The organism is Streptomyces sp. S.PB5, assembly GCF_030403745.1.
In the GTDB taxonomy this organism is placed as follows: Bacteria; Actinomycetota; Actinomycetes; order Streptomycetales; family Streptomycetaceae; genus Streptomyces.
Genome location: NZ_JAQMWP010000015.1, coordinates 192,654 through 210,335, shown reverse-complemented (window position 1 = coordinate 210,335; position 17,682 = coordinate 192,654). Strand labels below are relative to the sequence as shown.

The 17,682-nt window shown below is 71.9% G+C and carries 18 protein-coding genes and 2 pseudogenes; 9 read left to right on the top strand and 11 right to left on the bottom strand.

Going from position 1 to position 17,682, the window contains the following annotated elements; genetic code table 11:
- Positions 1-28 precede the first annotated feature (28 nt).
- On the top strand, positions 29-511 hold the full coding sequence (locus PH203_RS34475; protein WP_289925216.1) for an SRPBCC family protein: 483 nt from the start codon (positions 29-31) through the stop codon (positions 509-511).
- 67 nt (positions 512-578) lie between these two features.
- Here PH203_RS34475 and PH203_RS34470 read toward each other — a convergent pair whose 3' ends face one another.
- Entirely contained in the window at positions 579-872 is a 294-nt protein-coding gene (locus PH203_RS34470; protein WP_289925214.1) for a DUF3040 domain-containing protein, read from the bottom strand.
- A gap of 104 nt (positions 873-976) precedes the next feature.
- A complete protein-coding gene (locus tag PH203_RS34465; protein ID WP_289925212.1) occupies positions 977-2,014 on the bottom strand; it encodes an alcohol dehydrogenase catalytic domain-containing protein in 1,038 nt (345 codons plus the stop codon).
- Positions 2,015-2,124: 110 nt separating this feature from the next.
- Between PH203_RS34465 and PH203_RS34460 the strand changes: the two genes are divergently transcribed.
- From PH203_RS34460 to PH203_RS34435, 6 genes are all read left to right on the top strand, one after another.
- Entirely contained in the window at positions 2,125-3,840 is a 1,716-nt protein-coding gene (locus PH203_RS34460; protein ID WP_289925210.1) for an IlvD/Edd family dehydratase, read from the top strand.
- Between the two features lie 159 nt (positions 3,841-3,999).
- Complete coding sequence (locus PH203_RS34455; protein ID WP_289925208.1) at positions 4,000-4,791, top strand: SAM-dependent methyltransferase; 792 nt, start codon at positions 4,000-4,002, stop codon at positions 4,789-4,791.
- Positions 4,792-5,065: 274 nt separating this feature from the next.
- Positions 5,066-6,106, top strand: coding sequence for a LacI family DNA-binding transcriptional regulator (locus PH203_RS34450; protein WP_289925206.1), 1,041 nt, complete (start codon positions 5,066-5,068; stop codon positions 6,104-6,106).
- A gap of 105 nt (positions 6,107-6,211) precedes the next feature.
- Positions 6,212-8,263: a beta-galactosidase gene (locus PH203_RS34445; RefSeq protein WP_289925204.1), complete on the top strand. Its 2,052-nt coding sequence runs from the start codon at positions 6,212-6,214 to the stop codon at positions 8,261-8,263.
- 47 nt (positions 8,264-8,310) lie between these two features.
- Positions 8,311-9,108: an SGNH/GDSL hydrolase family protein gene (locus PH203_RS34440; RefSeq protein WP_289925202.1), complete on the top strand. Its 798-nt coding sequence runs from the start codon at positions 8,311-8,313 to the stop codon at positions 9,106-9,108.
- Positions 9,109-9,125: 17 nt separating this feature from the next.
- On the top strand, positions 9,126-9,683 hold the full coding sequence (locus PH203_RS34435) for a PadR family transcriptional regulator (protein ID WP_289925200.1): 558 nt from the start codon (positions 9,126-9,128) through the stop codon (positions 9,681-9,683).
- A gap of 279 nt (positions 9,684-9,962) precedes the next feature.
- On the opposite strand, the pseudogene PH203_RS34430 reads toward PH203_RS34435, so the two are convergent.
- The 7 genes and pseudogenes from PH203_RS34430 to PH203_RS34400 all read right to left on the bottom strand — a co-directional run.
- Positions 9,963-10,019, bottom strand: a pseudogene (locus tag PH203_RS34430) (hypothetical protein); the annotation flags it as partial.
- Positions 10,020-10,273: 254 nt separating this feature from the next.
- Positions 10,274-10,366: pseudogene (locus tag PH203_RS34425) on the bottom strand (electron transfer flavoprotein subunit alpha/FixB family protein); the annotation flags it as partial.
- A gap of 18 nt (positions 10,367-10,384) precedes the next feature.
- Entirely contained in the window at positions 10,385-11,170 is a 786-nt protein-coding gene (locus PH203_RS34420) for an electron transfer flavoprotein subunit beta/FixA family protein (protein WP_289925199.1), read from the bottom strand.
- Positions 11,171-11,197: 27 nt separating this feature from the next.
- A complete protein-coding gene (locus PH203_RS34415; RefSeq protein ID WP_289925198.1) occupies positions 11,198-11,944 on the bottom strand; it encodes a GntR family transcriptional regulator in 747 nt (248 codons plus the stop codon).
- Between the two features lie 17 nt (positions 11,945-11,961).
- Positions 11,962-13,152: a CaiB/BaiF CoA-transferase family protein gene (locus PH203_RS34410; protein ID WP_289925197.1), complete on the bottom strand. Its 1,191-nt coding sequence runs from the start codon at positions 13,150-13,152 to the stop codon at positions 11,962-11,964.
- A gap of 63 nt (positions 13,153-13,215) precedes the next feature.
- Positions 13,216-13,482 (bottom strand): hypothetical protein, encoded by a 267-nt coding sequence (locus PH203_RS34405; protein WP_289925196.1) that lies wholly within the window; start codon positions 13,480-13,482, stop codon positions 13,216-13,218.
- A 55-nt stretch (positions 13,483-13,537) separates the two neighbouring features.
- Positions 13,538-13,693 (bottom strand): hypothetical protein, encoded by a 156-nt coding sequence (locus tag PH203_RS34400; RefSeq protein ID WP_289925318.1) that lies wholly within the window; start codon positions 13,691-13,693, stop codon positions 13,538-13,540.
- A 340-nt stretch (positions 13,694-14,033) separates the two neighbouring features.
- Here PH203_RS34400 and PH203_RS34395 point away from each other — a divergent pair, with 340 nt between their 5' ends.
- Positions 14,034-14,387 (top strand): hypothetical protein, encoded by a 354-nt coding sequence (locus tag PH203_RS34395; RefSeq protein WP_289925194.1) that lies wholly within the window; start codon positions 14,034-14,036, stop codon positions 14,385-14,387.
- Positions 14,388-14,395: 8 nt separating this feature from the next.
- Here the strand turns inward: PH203_RS34395 and PH203_RS34390 are convergent, their stop codons facing one another.
- Positions 14,396-15,382: a helix-turn-helix domain-containing protein gene (locus PH203_RS34390; protein ID WP_289925192.1), complete on the bottom strand. Its 987-nt coding sequence runs from the start codon at positions 15,380-15,382 to the stop codon at positions 14,396-14,398.
- 86 nt (positions 15,383-15,468) lie between these two features.
- Complete coding sequence (locus PH203_RS34385) at positions 15,469-16,443, bottom strand: alpha/beta hydrolase (protein WP_289925191.1); 975 nt, start codon at positions 16,441-16,443, stop codon at positions 15,469-15,471.
- A gap of 225 nt (positions 16,444-16,668) precedes the next feature.
- Between PH203_RS34385 and PH203_RS34380 the strand changes: the two genes are divergently transcribed.
- Entirely contained in the window at positions 16,669-17,631 is a 963-nt protein-coding gene (locus PH203_RS34380; protein WP_289925190.1) for a TerC/Alx family metal homeostasis membrane protein, read from the top strand.
- Positions 17,632-17,682 lie beyond the last annotated feature (51 nt).

Genomic DNA, 17,682 nt, shown 5'->3' with positions numbered 1-17,682 from the left:
AGACCACGAGAGTTGAGGAGGAGAACCCATGAGCACGGTCAAGGAAGCCGTGGACGTCGAGGTCCCCGTCCACACGGCCTACAACCAGTGGACCCAGTTCGAGGAGTTCCCCCGGTTCATGGAGGGCGTCGACGAGGTGCGCCAGCTCGACGACCGGCACAACCACTGGACCACCAGCATCGGCGGTGTCCGGCGCGAGTTCGACACCGAGATCGTCGACCAGCTCCCGGACGACCGGATCACCTGGCGGGTCATCGACGGCGACACCCGCCAGCGCGGATCGGTCAGGTTCCAGCGGCTCGACGACACCCACACCCGGGTGGAACTCACGATGGACATCGAGCCCACCGGCGTCGCCGAGAAGAGCGCGGACCTGCTCGGTGTCCTGGACCGCCGGATCAAGGGAGACATGCGCCGCTTCAAGGACTACATCGAACAGCGCGGCGGTGAGAGCGGCGCCTGGCGCGGCCGTATCCGCCCCGAGGACCCCGGGGCGCCGCACACGCTGTGACGGGCCGCGGCCCGCAGCGCCCCGGGTGGCCGCCGCACCACGGCGGCCCGCCCGGGGCGGGCGCAGTTCAGGAGTCGGTGCGCGGCCTGGACCAGCGGCACAGCAGCCGGAACAGCTGGAGCAGGGTGACCGGCCAGAGAACGGCGAACGCCCACAGCGCCGCCGTATCCGAGGTGCGCATGCCGACGACCGCGAGGAAGACCGAGGCCGCCGCGAACAGCGCCACCGCCAGCGGCAGCCACGGATCACGCCCGCGCGTCCGCGCCCGGCCGGGCCCGCGGTCGCGCCGCAGCTCGGTCTCGATGTGCTTGAGGACGAGACGCTCCCGGATCGAGAGCCGGACACCGGGGCCATCGGACATTGCGGCCTCCTGGGATACGACAGTGGCTCACGGGTACCCGAGGGCGGCACGGCCAACCCGGCCCCGTGGGGCGCGCGGCCGGGCGCCGGTCCGCCGGGCCGGGATCAGTGGCCGGACGCCGTCCGGGCCGGGAGCCGGGGATCGACGTGGATCTTGGGGCCGTCCCCGGCGCCTGCGGGACGTTCACCCGCGAGCACCGGGCCGACCTCGTCGAGGCCGACCGTGGCGGCGACCAACGGCGTCGGGTCCACCGAACCGTCCGCGTAGGCGCGGATCGTGGCGGGGAGGCCGGGGGAGGCGGAGAGGACACCGACCGCCGTGACGTCCTTGAGCAGGAGCGTGCGGTGATCGAGCCGGCTGGGTTCGCCGGCCAGCCCGATGTAGACGACACGGCCGGTCGGCTCCACCAATTCCAGGGCGCGGCCCGGCAGATGGGGAGCGTTCGAGGCGTCGACCACCGAGTCGTACGGCAGGTCCGGGAGCGAGTCCTCCGACCACACGTGGGTGAAGCCCAGGGCCCGGGCGAAGGCCAGCGACTGCGCGGTGCGGCCCATCAGGTGCACCTCCGCCCCGGCGGCCCGCAGGAACATCGCCACCAGCAGACCGATCGTGCCCGGGCCCAGGACCAGCGTCCGGTCCCCGGGGTGCGGCGCGGCGGCCCGCGCGGCGCGCAGGGCGTTGCCGCCCGGTTCCACGAGCGCCCCGAGGACGGCGTCGACGGAGTCGGGCAGGGCGTGCAACGAGGAGGCGGGCACGGCGAGTTGCTCCGCCAGCGCGCCCGGCTGCGGCCCGCGGATGCCGACCTCCTGCCGCTTCTCGCACACATGCCGGCGGCCCCGGAGACAGCGCCGGCAGCTGCCGCAGCCGAGCATCGTGTCGCCCATGACCCGGCGGCCGAGCCAGCCCGGATCGACCCCGTCGCCGACGGCCGCCACCCGGCCCGCCCACTCATGGCCGAGCCGCATCGGGTACGCGGCGTGCCCCTGGTGGAGATAGGCCATCTCGCCGGTGAAGAACTCCACGTCGGTACCGCACACCCCGACCCGCTCGACATCCACGACGACGTCACCGGGGCCGGCCACCGGCGCCGGGAGGTCCTGGACCTCGTACGCGCCGGGGCCGGTGAGGACGAACGCGCGCATCAGGTCTGGTCTCCAGGGTCGCCGCGGTCTGTCGATTGGTCGGAGGTCTGCGTACGCTGCATGACGTTCCGAACAGTAGACCGGCGCACCGACCTGTCGGAAGGGACTCGATGAAGAGGCTCCGCAGCGCGGACTGGTACGAGGGTCAGGACCGCAACTCCTACATCCACCGGGCGTGGATGCGGCGCGGTGCACCCGGCGACGCCTTCACCGGCCGGCCGCAGATCGCCATCGCCAACACGGCCTCGGACCTGACCCCCTGCAACGCCCATCTGAACGAGGTCGCCTCCTCGGTGCGCGACGGCGTGCACGAGGCCGGCGGCATCCCGTTGGACCTGCCCGTGGTGTCGCTCGGCGAGACCAACGTCCGCCCCACCGCCATGCTCTGGCGCAACATGGCCGCGATGGCCACGGAGGAGATGCTGCGGGCCAACCCCGTCGACGGCGTCGTCCTGCTGGGCGGCTGCGACAAGACGATCCCGTCGCTGCTCATGGCCGCCGCCTCGGTGGACCTGCCGGCCGTCGTGGTGCCCGGCGGTCCGATGCTCACCGGGACGTTCCGCGGGACGCCACTGGGCTGCGGCACCGATGTGTGGCGGCTGTCGGAGGAAGTGCGGGCGGGCACGCTCTCGCAGGAGCAGTTCGCCCGCTCCGAGTCGGCGATGATCCGCAGCCGGGGGCACTGCAACACGATGGGCACGGCCTCCACGATGGCCCTGGTCGCCGAGGCGCTGGGCACCGTGATCCCCGGAACGGCCGGGACGCCCGCCCCCGACAGCCGGCTGCTGGAGGCCGCGCACCGCACGGGACGGCTCGCGGTGGACATGGTCGGCGCCGACCGGCGGCCCGGCACCTTCCTGACCAAGGGGTCCTTCCGCAACGCGATCGTCGCGCTGGCCGCGGTGGGCGGTTCGACCAACGCGGTCGTCCATCTCCTCGCGATCGCGGGCCGCCTGGGCATCGACCTGTCCCTGGACGACTTCGACCGCATCGGCTCCCAGGTGCCGGTTCTGGTGGATCTCCTGCCCGCCGGGCGGTTCCTCATGGAGGACTTCCACCGTGCCGGGGGACTGCTCGCGGTCCTGCGCGAGGTCCGTGACCTGCTGGACCCGGACGCGCTGACCGTCGACGGCGATCCGCTGGTGAACCCTCTCGACGACGCCCCGATCTGGGACACCGAGGTCATCCGCACCCGGGCGGATCCACTGGTCGCCGAGGGCGGCATCGCCGTACTGCGGGGCAATCTCGCCCCCGACGGCGCCCTGGTCAAACCGGCCGCCGCCTCCCCGCACCTCCTGCGGCACCGCGGGCGTGCGGTCGTCTTCGACTCCATCGAGGACTTCCACGCCCGCGTCGACGACCCGGACCTGGACGTCGACGCCGACTCCGTGCTCGTCCTGCGGGGCTGCGGGCCCAAGGGATACCCGGGCATGCCCGAGGTCTCGAACATGCCGCTGCCGAAGAAACTCCTCGAACAGGGCGTCCGCGACATGGTGCGGGTCTGCGACGGGCGGATGAGCGGGACGGCGTACGGCACGGTCGTACTGCACGTGGCGCCCGAGGCGGCGGCCGGCGGACCGCTCGCGCTGGTGCGCACGGGGGACTTCGTCGTCCTGGACGTCGAGGCGCGCCGCATCGACGTCGACGTTCCCGCCGGCGAACTCGCCCGCAGAACCCCCAGCAAGGCCGCGGCCGCCGGGTACGCCGACCCGCGACGCGGCTGGGAGCGGCTGTACGTCGACCATGTGCTGCAGGCGGACACCGGGGCCGACCTGGATTTCCTGGTCGGTTCCAGCGGGTCCGAGGTGGGCCGCGAGTCCCACTGAGGTGGCGGTCGGAGCGGCAGAGGGACGCGAAGCCCGGCATTCAGGCCCCACCAGTCCCGTGCGTACGGCCCGGTCCGGGCCGTACGGCGGCTGCGCTTGACGTGCCCTGCCGTCAGGCGGTGAGGTGTGCCCAGAGTCAGATCAACTCCGGGAGTCCGCATGCCACTTGACGCCAAGCTCATCAACAGCGACGTCCCTCACTCCGCCCGGATCTGGAACTACTGGCTGGGCGGCAAGGACTGCTACGAGATCGACCGCCTGGTCGGCGACCAGATCGTCGAGGCCAATCCGCAGATCCTCGACATAGCCCGGGCGCAGCGGGCCTTCCTCGTCCGCACGGTGGAACACCTCGTGCGGGAGGCGGGCATCCGCCAGTTCCTGGACGTCGGCACCGGCCTGCCCACGGCCGACAACACCCACGAGGTCGCGCAGCGGATCGCCCCCGAGACCCGGATCGTCTACGTCGACAACGACCCGGTGGTCCTGGTGCACGCGGAGGCGCTGCTCACCAGCTCTCCCGAGGGCGTGACGGACTACATCGACGCCGACATCCGCGACCCCCGGGCCATCCTGGAGGCCGCCGCGAAGACCCTGGACTTCACCGAGCCCATCGCGCTCGTCCTCCTGGGGATCACGGCCCACATCGTCGACGACACGGCGTACGACATCGTCGGACAGCTGGTCGAGGCGCTGCCGTCGGGCAGCTATCTCGTGCTCTGCGACGACACCGAGGTCCTCGACCCCGAGGCGATGCGCGTCATGATCGAACAGTGGAACGAGGCGGGCGACAACCCGCGCGTCAACCGCAGCCCCGAGGAGCTGGCCCGCTTCTTCGACGGCCTGGAACTGGTGGACCCGGGCGTGGTGTCGGTGTCCCGCTGGCGCCCGGGGCCGGCCGGGACCGAGGGGCCCGAGGTCGACGACTTCGGCGGGGTGGGGCGCAAGCCGTGACACCGCCGGTGCGTCCGACGGGCTCCCGGCCGCAGACGGCCGGGAGCCCGCCCGGTGCTTCCCCGGCTGGTGTTCGCCGGTCGCGGCGGCGTGGATGTCACTCCGCCCGCTCTTCTTCCGTACCCCGCGCACGAACGCACCGCACGGACCATTGACGCGACCCGCCGCTGTTCCGACACTGGCATGACTACGTAGTCATGCCAGTGCCTCGGGACGGGCTCCGCACCTGCGTGACCACGCGGTCCTGAGCCTGATTTCGAGCAGAGGAGCGGGCATGGGGACGCCGGCCGGTCAGGTCCGTCGACGGCGCGCTCCCGGCATGACCGAGGTCGCCCGGGCCGCCGGAGTCTCCCAGAAGACCGTCTCCCGGGTCGTCAACGGCGAGCCGCATGTCAGCCCGGAGGTGCGCGACCGTGTGCTCCGGGCCATCGAAGAACTGGACTACCGCCCGAACAACGCGGCGCGCGCCCTGTTCCTCGGCCGCTACCGGCGCATCGGCGTCGTCTCCCTCGGCACCGCCCTGTACGGCCCGTCCACGCTGCTCTTCGCACTGGAACGGGCCATGCAGCGCACGGGGTACTCCTTCGCCCTGGCCGGCACCCTGGAAGGACAGCGCGTCTCGGTCGCCGTGGAGGCGCTCCTGGAGCAGGGCGTGGACGGCATCGTGCTGTCCGAACCCATCGACGACGGCACACCGCTCGCGCTGAGCGCGGACGTGCCTGTCGTCAGCCTCGGGGAGAGCGCCCAACTGGCCCACGGGGCGGGCGTGGTGGTCGGCGCCGACGGAGCCGCTGCAGCCCGCGTCGCCACCGAGCATCTCCTCTCGCTCGGACACCGCACCGTCTGGCACATCCCCGGACCGCAGAACTGGTTCGCGGCCCGTGACCGGCTGCGCGGCTGGCGCGAGGCGCTCGCGGCCGCCGGGGCTCCCGAACCCCCGCCCGCGGCCGCCGGCGACTGGAGCCCCGCCTCCGGACACGCGGCGGGCCGGCAACTCGCCCGGCTCTCCGATGTCACCGCCGTGTTCGCCGCCAACGACGACATGGCGATCGGCGCGCTGCGGGCCTTCGCCGAGGCCGGACGGTCCGTCCCCGGCGACGTCAGCGTGGTCGGCTACGACGACATCCCGGCCGCCGCCTACATCTCCCCGCCCCTGACCACCGTCCGCCATGACACCGAGGCCCTCGCCGACCACGCCGTCGACGTACTGATCGCCATGATCGAGGGCCGGCCCGCGCCCACCGAACACACCGGACTGGCCGTCGAGTTGACCGTACGGGACTCGACCGGACCGGTCCGCAGCAGAACGACCTGACCCCCGCGTGCCCCGCCCGGGCCGTCGCCGGACGCGGCCCCCGGACACCTTCACCTGCTGACGCACCGAGAGCTGACGATCACTCGACCACCGTATTGGAGAAGGATGTTCGACCTCCCCCGCAGGGTCCTGTTCGGCGCCGCCTACTACCACGAGTACCAGCCCCACGAGCGCCTCAAGGACGACCTCGACCTGATGGCCGAGGCCCGGTTCACCGTCATCCGCGTCGGCGAGTCGGTGTGGTCCACCTGGGAGCCTACGAGCGGCCGCTTCGACCTCGACTGGCTGCAGCCGGTGTTGGACGGCGCCCACGAGCGCGGCATCTCGGTGATCCTGGGCACCCCGACGTACGCCGTGCCGCCGTGGCTGGCCCGCCAGTACCCCGAGATCGCGGGGGAGCGGCGCACCGGCGAGCGCATCGGCTGGGGCGCCCGGCAGGAGGTCGACTTCACCCACCCGGCCTTCCGCTTCCACGCCGAACGGGTCATCCGGAAGGCCGTCGAACGGTACGCAGGTCACCCGGCGGTCATCGGTTACCAGGTCGACAACGAACCCGGCAACGAACTCCTGCACAACCGCGGCGTGTTCCAGCGCTTCGTCGACGAACTGCGCGCCCAGTACGGCGACGTGGAGACGCTCAACCGGGAGTGGGGCCTCGTCTACTGGTCGCACCGCCTGTCCACCTGGGCCGACCTGTGGACCCCCGACGGCAACGCCCAGCCCCAGTACGACCTGGCCTGGCGGCGCTTCCAGGCCAGGCTGGTCACCGAGTTCATCGCCTGGCAGGCGGACATCGTGCGCGAGTACGCCCGCCCCGGCCAGTTCGTCACCACCTGCATCTCCTACGACCGCCCCGCCGTCGAGGACGACCGGCTCACCGAACCGCTCGACGTCACCGCGGGCAACCCGTACTACACGATGCAGGACGCCCTCGCACTCCCCGACAGGAACACCGCGGGACAGGGCTGGACGACCAACGGCACCTGGGCGCTGTACCGCAGCGCCGACCGCATGTACGCCTCCCGCCAGGAGCCGTTCCTGGTCACGGAGACCGACGCCCAGGCCATCGGCGAACCGTGGAACAACCGCCCCGCCTACGACGGCCAGTGGCGCCAGGCCGCCTGGGCATTGATCTCCCGCGGCGCCTCGATGATCGAGTACTGGCACTGGCACACCCTGCACTTCGGCACCGAGACCTACTGGGGCGGCATCCTCCCGCACAGCGGCCGCCCCGGCCGCGTCTACCGTGAACTCGCCCTACTGGGGGAGGAGTTGGCGAAGGCGGGCGACCTGGTCGCCGCCCTCACCCCCGACGCCGACGTCGCCTTCCTCTACGACGGCCCCAGCAAATGGGCCCTGCAGGCCCAGCCGCCGCTGGCCCGCCCGGACGGCAGCGCGGACACGAGGTCGTACGAGACGCTCTTCGACGCCTTCTACCGGGGCGCCTTCGACGCGGGGCTGCAGTCGCGCATCCTCCACCCCGGCCAACTCCCGGCCGCCGAACTGCCGTCCGTCCTGGTGGTCCCCGCCTTCTACGCGGCCGACGACGACACGCTCGACCGGCTGCGGACCTACGCCGAGCAGGGCGGCCACCTCATCGTGGGGCCCCGCACGGGATACGGCGACCCCGAGGCGAGGGCACGCACGGACGTCCAGCCCGCCCGCCTGGCGGACGCCGCCGGGGTGACGTACGACGAGTTCAGCAACCTCGGTGGCCCGCTGCCCGTGACCGGCACAGCGGGTCTCGTGCTTCCGCCCGAGGCGCGTGCCCTGCACTGGGTGGACGGTCTGCGGCCGCGGGGCGCCGAGGAGTTGGTGACGTACGAGCACCCGCACTTCGGCCGCTGGCCCGCCGTCACCACCCAGCGCCACGGCAAGGGCCGGATCACCTGTGTGGGCACCGTTCCCGATCCGTCCTTCGCGCGTGCCCTGCTGGCCTGGGCCGCCCCGGCCGACGCCTGGCGCCCGAACCACCCGAGCGTCACCTCGACCACGGCCGCCGCCCGCGACGGCCGCCGCGTCCGCTTCCTGCACAACTGGTCGTGGGAGACGGTTTCGGTCCCGGTGCCCGGCGGGATGCGGGACGCGGTGTCGGGGGCCGTGTACGGCGAGGCGGTCGAACTCGGCCCTTGGGATGTGAAAGTACTCCAGCTATAGTCAACAAAGTGAGTAGGTGAATCGTTGAACAGGTGAGGCGGTCGGTCATGAACGGACCTCTGCGGTACGTCGCTCTCGGGGACAGCCATACCGAAGGGTGCGGCGACGGCGACGACGTACAGGGGCTGCGTGGCTGGGCGGACCGGCTCGCCGAACACCTCGCGCGGGAGACGCCCGGTCTGCTCTACGCCAACCTCGCCGTACGCGGCCGGCTCGCCGGGCAGGTGCGGGCCGAACAGCTCGCGCCCGCCCTGGAGTCGAAGCCCGGCCTCGCCACCGTGGTCGCCGGTATGAACGACCTGCTGCGGCCCCGCTTCGACGCCGACGAGGTGGCCGGCCACGTGGAGGCGATGTTCGCCGCGCTCACCGCACAGGGCGCCCGCGTGGCGACGCTGACCTTCCCCGACGTCGGCCGGATGACCTCGCTCGCCCGCCCGCTCGGCCACCGTGTCCTCGCCCTCAACGACCGCATCCGGCGGGCGGCGGACCGGCACGGTGTCGTGGTCGCCGAGACCGCCCACCACGCGACTGTGCTCGACCCCCGGTTCTGGAGCCCCGACCGGCTGCACGCCGGCCCGCTCGGCCACGCCATGATCGCCGCCGCGGTCGCCGACGCCCTCGGCCTGCCCGGCAGCGACGACAGCTGGACCCGGCCGCTGCCCGCCGATCCGCGGGCGGCCTCGGGCCTGCGCGCGATCGGCGCCGAGCTGCGCTGGGCCGGTTCCTTTCTCGGCCCCTGGCTGGTACGACGGGTCCGGGGCCGTTCGTCCGGGGACGGCCGCGTGGCCAAGCGGCCCGAGCTGACGCCGATGCCCGGTCCCACTCGTATGCACTTCCTCGACTGATCAAATAAGTTGGGTCCATGGCTCTGCGCAACGCGGTGATGGCGGCCCTCCTGGAGGGCGAGGCCTCCGGATACGACCTCGCGAAGGGCTTCGAGGCGTCCGTGGCCAACTTCTGGATGGCCACCCCGCAGCAGCTCTACCGCGAGCTGGAGCGCATGGAGGCCGACGGACTCGTCACCGCCCGGGTCGTCGAGCAGGAACGCCGCCCCAACAAGCGCCTGTTCTCCCTGACCGAGAGCGGCCTCGAGGTCCTGCGCGCCTACGTCGCCCAGGTGCCCGCGAAACCGACGGCCATCCGCGACGAGTTGTTGGTCAAGGTGCAGTGCGTGGACGTCGGTGACGCCGGCGCCGTACGGGCCGCGATCGTCGAGCGGGTGGAGCGGTCCACCGCCAAGCTCGCCCGGTACGAGCGGATGCGGGAACGGATGCTGGCCGGGCGCAGCGAGGACGAGTACTTCGCCGAGGCCGAACGCATCGGGCCCTACCTCACGCTCCTGGGCGGAATCGCCTTCGAGCGGGGGAACCTCAAGTGGGGCGAGACCGCCCTGAAGAGGCTGGACCAGCGCGGCTCCTGAAGGACACGGACCCTTCTTTTCGGCAGGCCAGGGCGCTGTGACGTGCGAGACCAGCAGGCGCAGCGCGAAGTCGGTGCACAGCGGGCGCTGGGCGGCCGGGTCGGGGCAGGAGTTCTCGAACAGGGTCTGCACCGCGACCTTGAGGCGCTCCAGCGGGCTCGACTGCTCGGCCGCGGCGGCGCGCAGCTGCTCCGCCGACGTGCTCATGGCGTCCTCGAACAGGGCGAGCAGCAGCTCGTGCTTGCCGTCGAAGTGCTGGTAGAAGCTGCGCAGCGACCGCTTGGAGCGGTCGACGACCTCCTGCACGGTGAAGTCGGTGGTGCGCTTCTCCGCCATGATCGCCTGAGCCGCTTCGAGGAACCGCTCCACCCGCTGCTCGGCCCGACGCTTCGCCGCCTGCGTGGAACGCTCGATCGCACGCTGCTTCCAGGCCGGTTCCTCGCTGGGGGTGCTCAAGGGCGGGTCCGCCTTCTGTGCCATGGGGAGCGCTTTACTGCAGTGCAGTGAGACGTCCCTGCGGCCAGATCGGACGCCGCTTATGGCTTTTGCGACCTCGACGAGGCCGACGAGGCACTGGACCGCGCGGCGCTCTTCCCCACCCGGCGGGCCGGCGTCAGCAGCTCCAGGGTGGGCTTGCGGACGGCAGCGTCCACGTGGTCGACGTGGACGAGAACTTCAGCCATGGATCAATGCACGCTCTCTCAGATGAACTTCTGGCTCGCGAGGAACTCGGCGAGCTGCCTGCCGCCCTCGCCCTCGTCCCTGACGACCGTCCCGGCGGTGCGCGCGGGTCGCGCGGTGGCGGAGTCGACCTTGGTCCAGGCGCCGTCCAGCCCCACTTCCTCGGCCTCGATGTCGAGGTCGGAGAGGTCCCAGGACTCCACCGGCTTCTTCTTGGCGGCCATGATGCCCTTGAAGGACGGGTAACGCGCCTCGCCCGACTGGTCGGTGACGGACACGACGGCCGGGAGGGACGCCTCCAGCTGCTCGCTCGCGGCATCCCCGTCCCGGCGGCCCCTGACGACCCCGTCGTCGACCGACACCTCGGACAGCAGCGTCACCTGCGGCACACCCAGACGCTCGGCGACCAGCGCCGGGACCACACCCGCCGTGCCGTCCGTCGACGCCATCCCGGAGATCACCAGGTCGAACCCGGCCTTCTCGATCGCCTTCGCCAGCACCAGGGAGGTGCCGATGGCGTCCGTGCCGTGCAGGTCGTCGTCCTCGACGTGGATCGCCTTGTCGGCACCCATCGACAGCGCCTTGCGCAGCGCGTCCTTGGCGCCCTCCGGGCCCACCGTCAGCACGGTGATCTCGGCGTCGTCCGCGGCCCCGGCGATCTGCAGGGCCTGCTCCACGGCGTACTCGTCCAGCTCGGAGAGCAGACCGTCCACGTCGTCGCGGTCGACGGTCAGGTCATCGGCGAAGTGCCGGTCGCCGGTGGCGTCGGGCACATACTTCACGGTCACGACTATCTTGAGACTCACGGCAACTGCTCCTCTGTACGGAAGACTTCACCGACCGCTGCGCCGCAGCCGCACACGGTACGAGTAGTGCTCGGGCAGGAAGTGACTGATCGCCAGCTCGACGAGGTGCCCGTCGGCCGACTGGTAGACCCGGTCGATGCGCAGCAGCGGGCGGCCCGGTTCGCAGCCGAGGTGCTCGGCGAGTTCGGGGGTGGCCGCCGCGACGGTGATGCTCTGTTCGGCCTCGGCGATCGGCTCGGGCAGCCGGCGGTCGAGGAGTCCGATGACGGTGAAGGCGCTGGGCGCTTCCGGCACCATCAGCTCCCGGACGGTCTCCAGCAACTTGCCGACGCCGGGCGGCAGGAAGACCGCGGTGTGGCAGAACACGGTGTCCTCGTGCAGCCGGAGGAAGGCCAGCTTGTGCACCCGGTCGGTGCGCAGGCCCAGACGCCCGGCCGCGTCGATGTCGACCCGCCGGTGCAGGGGGGTGACGATGCGCATGCGGGTGTCGAGGGACAGTCCCATGAGGTCGTCCACCGACCCGAACTGGCGCAGATACTGCTCGTCCCGGGGCGTGGCGAAGGTGCCGCGCCCCGGCACCCGGTGCACCAGCCCCTCCGCGACCAGGTCCTGGAAGGCCCGGCGTACGGTCTGCCGGCTGATCCCGTGCCGCTCGGCCAGCTCGGCCTCCGTCGGCAGCCGCACCCCGTCGGGGTAGTCGTGCCGCAGGATCGCGGCGCGCAGTTCACGGGCGAGCCGCCCGTAGGTGCTCTCGCGCTGTGGCTGTTCCAGCATCGGTGGCCGCCTCGCGCTCAGACGACACCGTCGGCGCGCAGCGCCTCGATGTCGGCGGGGGTGCGGCCGAGCCCGGCGAGGATCGCGTCCGTGTGCTCACCGGCCGCCGGTACCGGGTCCATGCGCGCGGGCAGCCCGGCGAGGTCGGCCGGCGGCAGCAACGCCTGCACGGTGGCGCCCGGCACGCCCACCTCGCGCCAGCGGCCGCGGGCGGCGAGGACCGGGTGGTCGAGGAACGCGGCGACGTCGTTGACCCCGGCGCAGGCGATCCCCATCTCCTCCAGGTCCTTGAGGATCTCCGCGGCGTCGGAACGGGCACAGCGCTCGGCGACGACGGCGTTCACCTCGGCGCGGTGGGCGACCCGGTCGGAACCGGTGGCGAAGCGCGGGTCGGCGGTCAGCCCGGGATCGCCGAGGAACTCCGCGCACAGCACGGCCCACTCGCGTTCGTTCTGGATCGAGAACAACACGTCCTTGCCGTCGGCGGCGGTGAAGGTGCCGTAGGGCGCGATGGTGGCGTGCTGGGTGCCCAGGCGCGGCGGCTGGGTGCCGCCGTACCGGGTGTAGTTGGCGGGCTGGCCCATCCACTCGGCCAGCGCCTCGAACAGGGAGACCTCCACCGGGTGGGCGTCGCCGGTGGTGGCGCGGGTGTAGAGGGCGGTGAGGACGCCGCTGTAGGCGTACATCCCCGCGGCGATGTCCGCGACCGAGATCCCGACCCGGGCCGTCTCCCCGGGCGTTCCGGTCAGCGACACCAGCCCGGTCTGGCACTGCACCAGCAGGTCGTACGACTTGCGGTCGGCCCACGGTCCGTCGGTGCCGTAGCCGGAGATCGTGCACGGGATCAGGCGCGGCCGGCGGGCGGTGACGGTGTCGGTGGCGAGTCCGAGACGGTCGACCGCTCCCGGGGCGAGGTTGTGCACGAAGACATCGGCGTCGTCGAGGAGCCGGTGCAGGATCTCCAGGCCGCGAGGGTCCTTGAGGTCGAGCGTGAGGGATTCCTTCGAGCGGTTCAGCCAGACGAAATAGCTGGAGTGGCCGTGCACGGTGGTGTCGTACCGGCGGGCGAAGTCGCCGCCGCCCGGGCGCTCCACCTTGATGACGCGGGCGCCCAGGTCGGCCAGCTGCCGGGTGGCGTAGGGAGCGGCCACGGCCTGCTCCAGACTGACGACCGTGATCCCTGACAGAGGAAGCTTCGGCACGCTCATATGGCCCATTTGTACGGCCATATCAAAACCACTGTCAAAGTGATCCGGGTCATCTGCGCATGCTCAGGACTGGCGGCTCGGATGGCACAGCACCATCACGGCACGGGCGACGAGTTCGCCGGCGCCGCCGAGCTCCTGGCGGTAGCGGTCCGTCATCTCCCGTACGGTCTCCACGAACTCGGGATCGACGGCGCGGGCCCGCGCGGGGCGAGGCAGTTCCTGCGCCATCGCACGGCGGCGGGCCAGGAGGGTGATGATCTCCTCGTCGAGACGCTCTATCTGGGTCAGTGACAGGTCCGCCGTCAGGTCGGCGGCATGGTTCGTCGTCACAATGAATCTCCGTTCTCCCGCGGGTCACGCGACAGGCCTCATCGCAATCGGTCCTTCAACACCTTGCCCGTGACACCGATCGGCAACTCCTCCCGGAGCTCGACGGATCGGGGCACCTTGTAACCGGCCATGCGTTCCCGGCCGAGGCGATCAGCTCCTCCTCCGACAACCGACCCTGCCGTACGACGAAGACCTTGCCCACCTGTCCCATGCGCTCGTCCGGGACGCCGATCACCGCGGCCTGGGCCAAGGCGGTGTCGTCGAGGCAGCCGAGGATGACGCTGTAGCCACGCACGAGCACTTCCCCGTCCTCGCCGATGCGGACCTCGAGCCCGTCACAGGGCAGCCCCGACGGTCGTGACGATGTCCTCGAACGGTTCGTCAGCAGCTCAAGGAGCGGCCGCGGGCGCACCCCCCCGGGTGTCCTCACCTCGGTGGCCGAGGAGGCGCTGGTGCTGATGTCCCGAGAGCGCTGAAACCCGGTGGTGAGCGGTTCGGCAGCGGGGATAGGGTCGCCGCGTTCCGAACGACCACGCACGGAGAGCGAACCGATGACCGGCCCCCGACCGACGACGACCCTCTGGCGCCCCACCGGCCCCGTCGAGCTGGACCTGGTCCGCGAGCTCAACTGGCGCGCCTGGCCGCCCCGGCTGCCCGAGCAGCCGATCTTCTACCCCGTCCTCGACGAGGACTACGCAGTGAAGATCGCCCGTGACTGGAACGTCAAGCACGACGGCGCCGGTTTCGTGACCCGCTTCGAGGTCGACTCGGAGTTCCTGAGCCGCTACCCGGTCCAACAGGCCGGCGGCCGGACGATCCTGGAGCTGTGGGTCCCGGCCGAGGAGCTCGACGAGTTCAACGCGCACATCGTCGGCGAGATCCAGGTCGTCCACGAGTTCCGCTGAGGCGTGCCCTAGGGGCGGGTCAAGTGGCGCATCGTCAGCGCCAGTTGGAGCCGGAACCGGCCCTGCGGGGTGCGCACGGGCCAGCCCAGCAGCTGCTCGGCGTGGGCCAGCCGGTCCTGGAGCGTCGAGTGGTGGACGTTGATGTCGGTGGCAGCGGCCCGCAGGCTCGCCGTGTTCGCCACGGCGTGCAGCGTGGTGAGCAGCCAGGGTGTCGCCGCGGCCGCCGCATCCAGCGCGAGGACGTCGGGCGGAGGCTCGGCGCCCGGTACGACGAGGCCGGCGAGGAGCGCCGTACCGCCCAGCTCATCGGCATGCACGACCCGTTGACCCGGGTCCTGGGCAGTGCCCTCGGCGGTGAACCGGAGAGCGGTACGGGCGGCGGCCCAGGACCGCGGAAGGTCGAGCACCGACACGGCCGGTCCCACGCCCGCCCGCCCGGCGGGGGGTTCCGTGCCCCGCCGGCCGGGGACGACCCGGGGCGGACCGTCGGGGGTGGCCACGGCACGCGCGGGCAGCGCCGGGTCCAGACCCAGCCGCCGTGCCGCGTGCAGCCGGGCCGCCTCCGGTGCCGTGGCGTCGAGCAGGGTCTCCACCAGTGCCGGGTCGTCGGCCGGAGCCCGGCCCCGGGTCCGGTCGAGGACGAGCCGCACGGCACCGGCGGCCCGCTCCAGGATCACCGCGTCGACCACACTGGGCGCCGAGGGGCGCTCCAGCCACAGCGCGGGAGCACCGTCGGGCGTCAGCGCAGCCGCCGGCCAGGCCGGATCCGGCGGTGCGTCCGACTCCCGGCGCGCACCGTCGGGCTCCACCCGCACCTGCACCCGGCGGTCCGTGTCGACGAGCCGCGCGGGCACGCCCGCCAGTACGGCCGCCCCGCGCACCAGCGCCTCCAGCCCCGCCCGCGACTCGGCCAGCCGGTCGAAGTAGGCGATCACCTGGACGGCGGCACCGGCGTCCGGGTCCAGCGCGGTCAGGCGCCCCGCCAGCTCTTTCATGGGTCCATGGTGCGGCATACGGCACCCGGCTGGGGAGCCCCGCGGGTCACCCGGGGCACCAGCCGGATGCCCCGGGCACAGCAGCGTCACGTGCCGAGGAGCCGCCGCAGCCAGTCCAGATGCGCGGCCCGGGCCCGCTGGGAGAGGGCCGCCTGCGGGGCGAAGCCGTCGTAGCCGTGGAAGCCGCCCGGCCAGACGTGGAGTTCGGCGATGCCGCCGGACTGCCAGATGCGGGAGGCGTAGGCGACGACCTCGTCGCGGAAGGTCTCCGCGGAGCCCACGTCCAGGAAGGCCGGGGGCAGGCCGGACAGATCCTCGGCGCGGGCCGGGGCCGCGTACGCGGGGACGTCGGGGCCGCCGCGCAGCTCGCCCAGCAGGGCGGTCCAGCCCGTTTCGTTGGCCGTACGGTCCCAGACGCCGAGGCCCGCCATCTGGTGGGAGGACGGGGTGTCGTTGCGGTCGTCCAGCATCGGGCACATCAGGACCTGGCCGACCGGCCGCGGACCCTTGCGGTCCCGGGTGAGCAGGGCCAGTGCCGCGGACAGACCGCCGCCCGCGCTGGCGCCCGCCACGACGATCCGCTCGGGGTCCGCGCCGAGCTCCCCGGCGTGCTCCGCCGTCCACAGCAGACCGGCGTACACGTCCTCGATCTGCGCGGGGTACGGGTTCTCCGGGGCCAGCCGGTACTCCACCGACACCACGACCGCGTCCAGCTCCTCGGCCCAGGCCAGCGCCACGTCCACGCCCACCCGGTTGTTGCCGAGGACCATGCCGCCGCCGTGCACGTGGTAGATCACGGGACGCGGACCCGTGGCCGAGGGTGCCGTGGGCCGGGCGATGAGCAGAGATATCTCCGGGGCGCCCTCGGGGCCCGGCACCACACGGTCCTCGACCTTGAAGAATCCGTCGAGCGTCAGATCGAGCTCGGCCAGCATCTGGATGCCGGGGCCCTGACGTATCAGGGCGATGTCCTCCATGGTCATGCCCGGCTGGATGAACTCCTTGATCAGCTCCAGGGCTCCGGCGAGCTCCGGGTCGAACGGCGGCGGTACCAGGTTCATGTCGTCTCCTCACGCGAGAGCGCGGCGGCTCGTGCGGACATGATCCGCGCCCCGCCCGCCGTACGGGGCGCCGCCGTCCGGCGGAACCTGCCCGCCGTCCGGCGGGTGGCACCCGCGTGACCTGGGGACTTCCCATGTCATGACCTTTTGTTCACCTTCCCCGGGTGGCAGGGAACAGAAGCCGGGACCACCCTGTGAAAGCCCCACCCGCACCAGGAGCGACAAGTGAACGTCTCCCTCTCCGTCTGGCTGCTGACGGTAGCCGCCCTGTGCGCGCTCGTCGCCGTCGACTTCTTCATCGGCCGCAAGCCCCACGACGTGTCGGTCAAGGAAGCCGGCATCTGGACGGCCGTCTGGGTCGCGCTGGCGTGTCTCTTCGGAGTCGGCCTGCTCGTCTTCGGCGGCGGCGGGCCCGCCGGGGAGTTCTTCGCCGGGTTCATCACCGAGAAGTCGCTGAGCGTCGACAACCTCTTCGTCTTCGTCCTGATCATGGCCAAGTTCGCGGTGCCCTCGCAGTACCAGCAGCGCGTCCTCATGGTCGGCGTCCTGATGGCGCTGGTGCTGCGCGCCGGGTTCATCGCGGCCGGCGCGGCGATCATCTCCACGTTCTCCTGGGTCTTCTACCTCTTCGGCGCCTTCCTGATCTGGACCGCCTGGAAGCTCGTCCAGGACGCCCGCAAGGAGGAGCACGAGGAGGAGTACCAGGAGAACAAGCTGCTGAAGGTCGTCGAGGAGCGCTTCGGCGTGGCCGACCGCTACCACGGCACCAAGCTGTGGATCGAGGAGAACGGCAAGCGGGTCATGACGCCGATGCTGGTCGTCATGCTCGCGATCGGCTCCACCGACGTGCTCTTCGCGCTCGACTCCATCCCCGCCATCTACGGCCTCACCGAGGACCCGTACATCGTCTTCACGGCGAACGCGTTCGCGCTGATGGGGCTGCGCCAGCTGTACTTCCTCATCGGGGGCCTGCTCAAGCGCCTGGTCCACCTCAGCTACGGTCTGTCGGTCATCCTCGGCTTCATCGGCGTCAAGCTGGTGCTGCACGCGCTGCACGAGTCCGGCGTCCACGTGCCCGAGATCGGCATCCCCTTCTCGCTCGGCTTCATCGTGCTCGTCCTCGCGGTGACGACCTTCACGAGCCTGAGGGCATCCAAGAAGCAGGCGGAGAGCGCCCCCCAGCCGTAGCCCTTGACTTCGAGAGCACTCCAGGACCTAGCGTCGGCCGCATCGGCGATG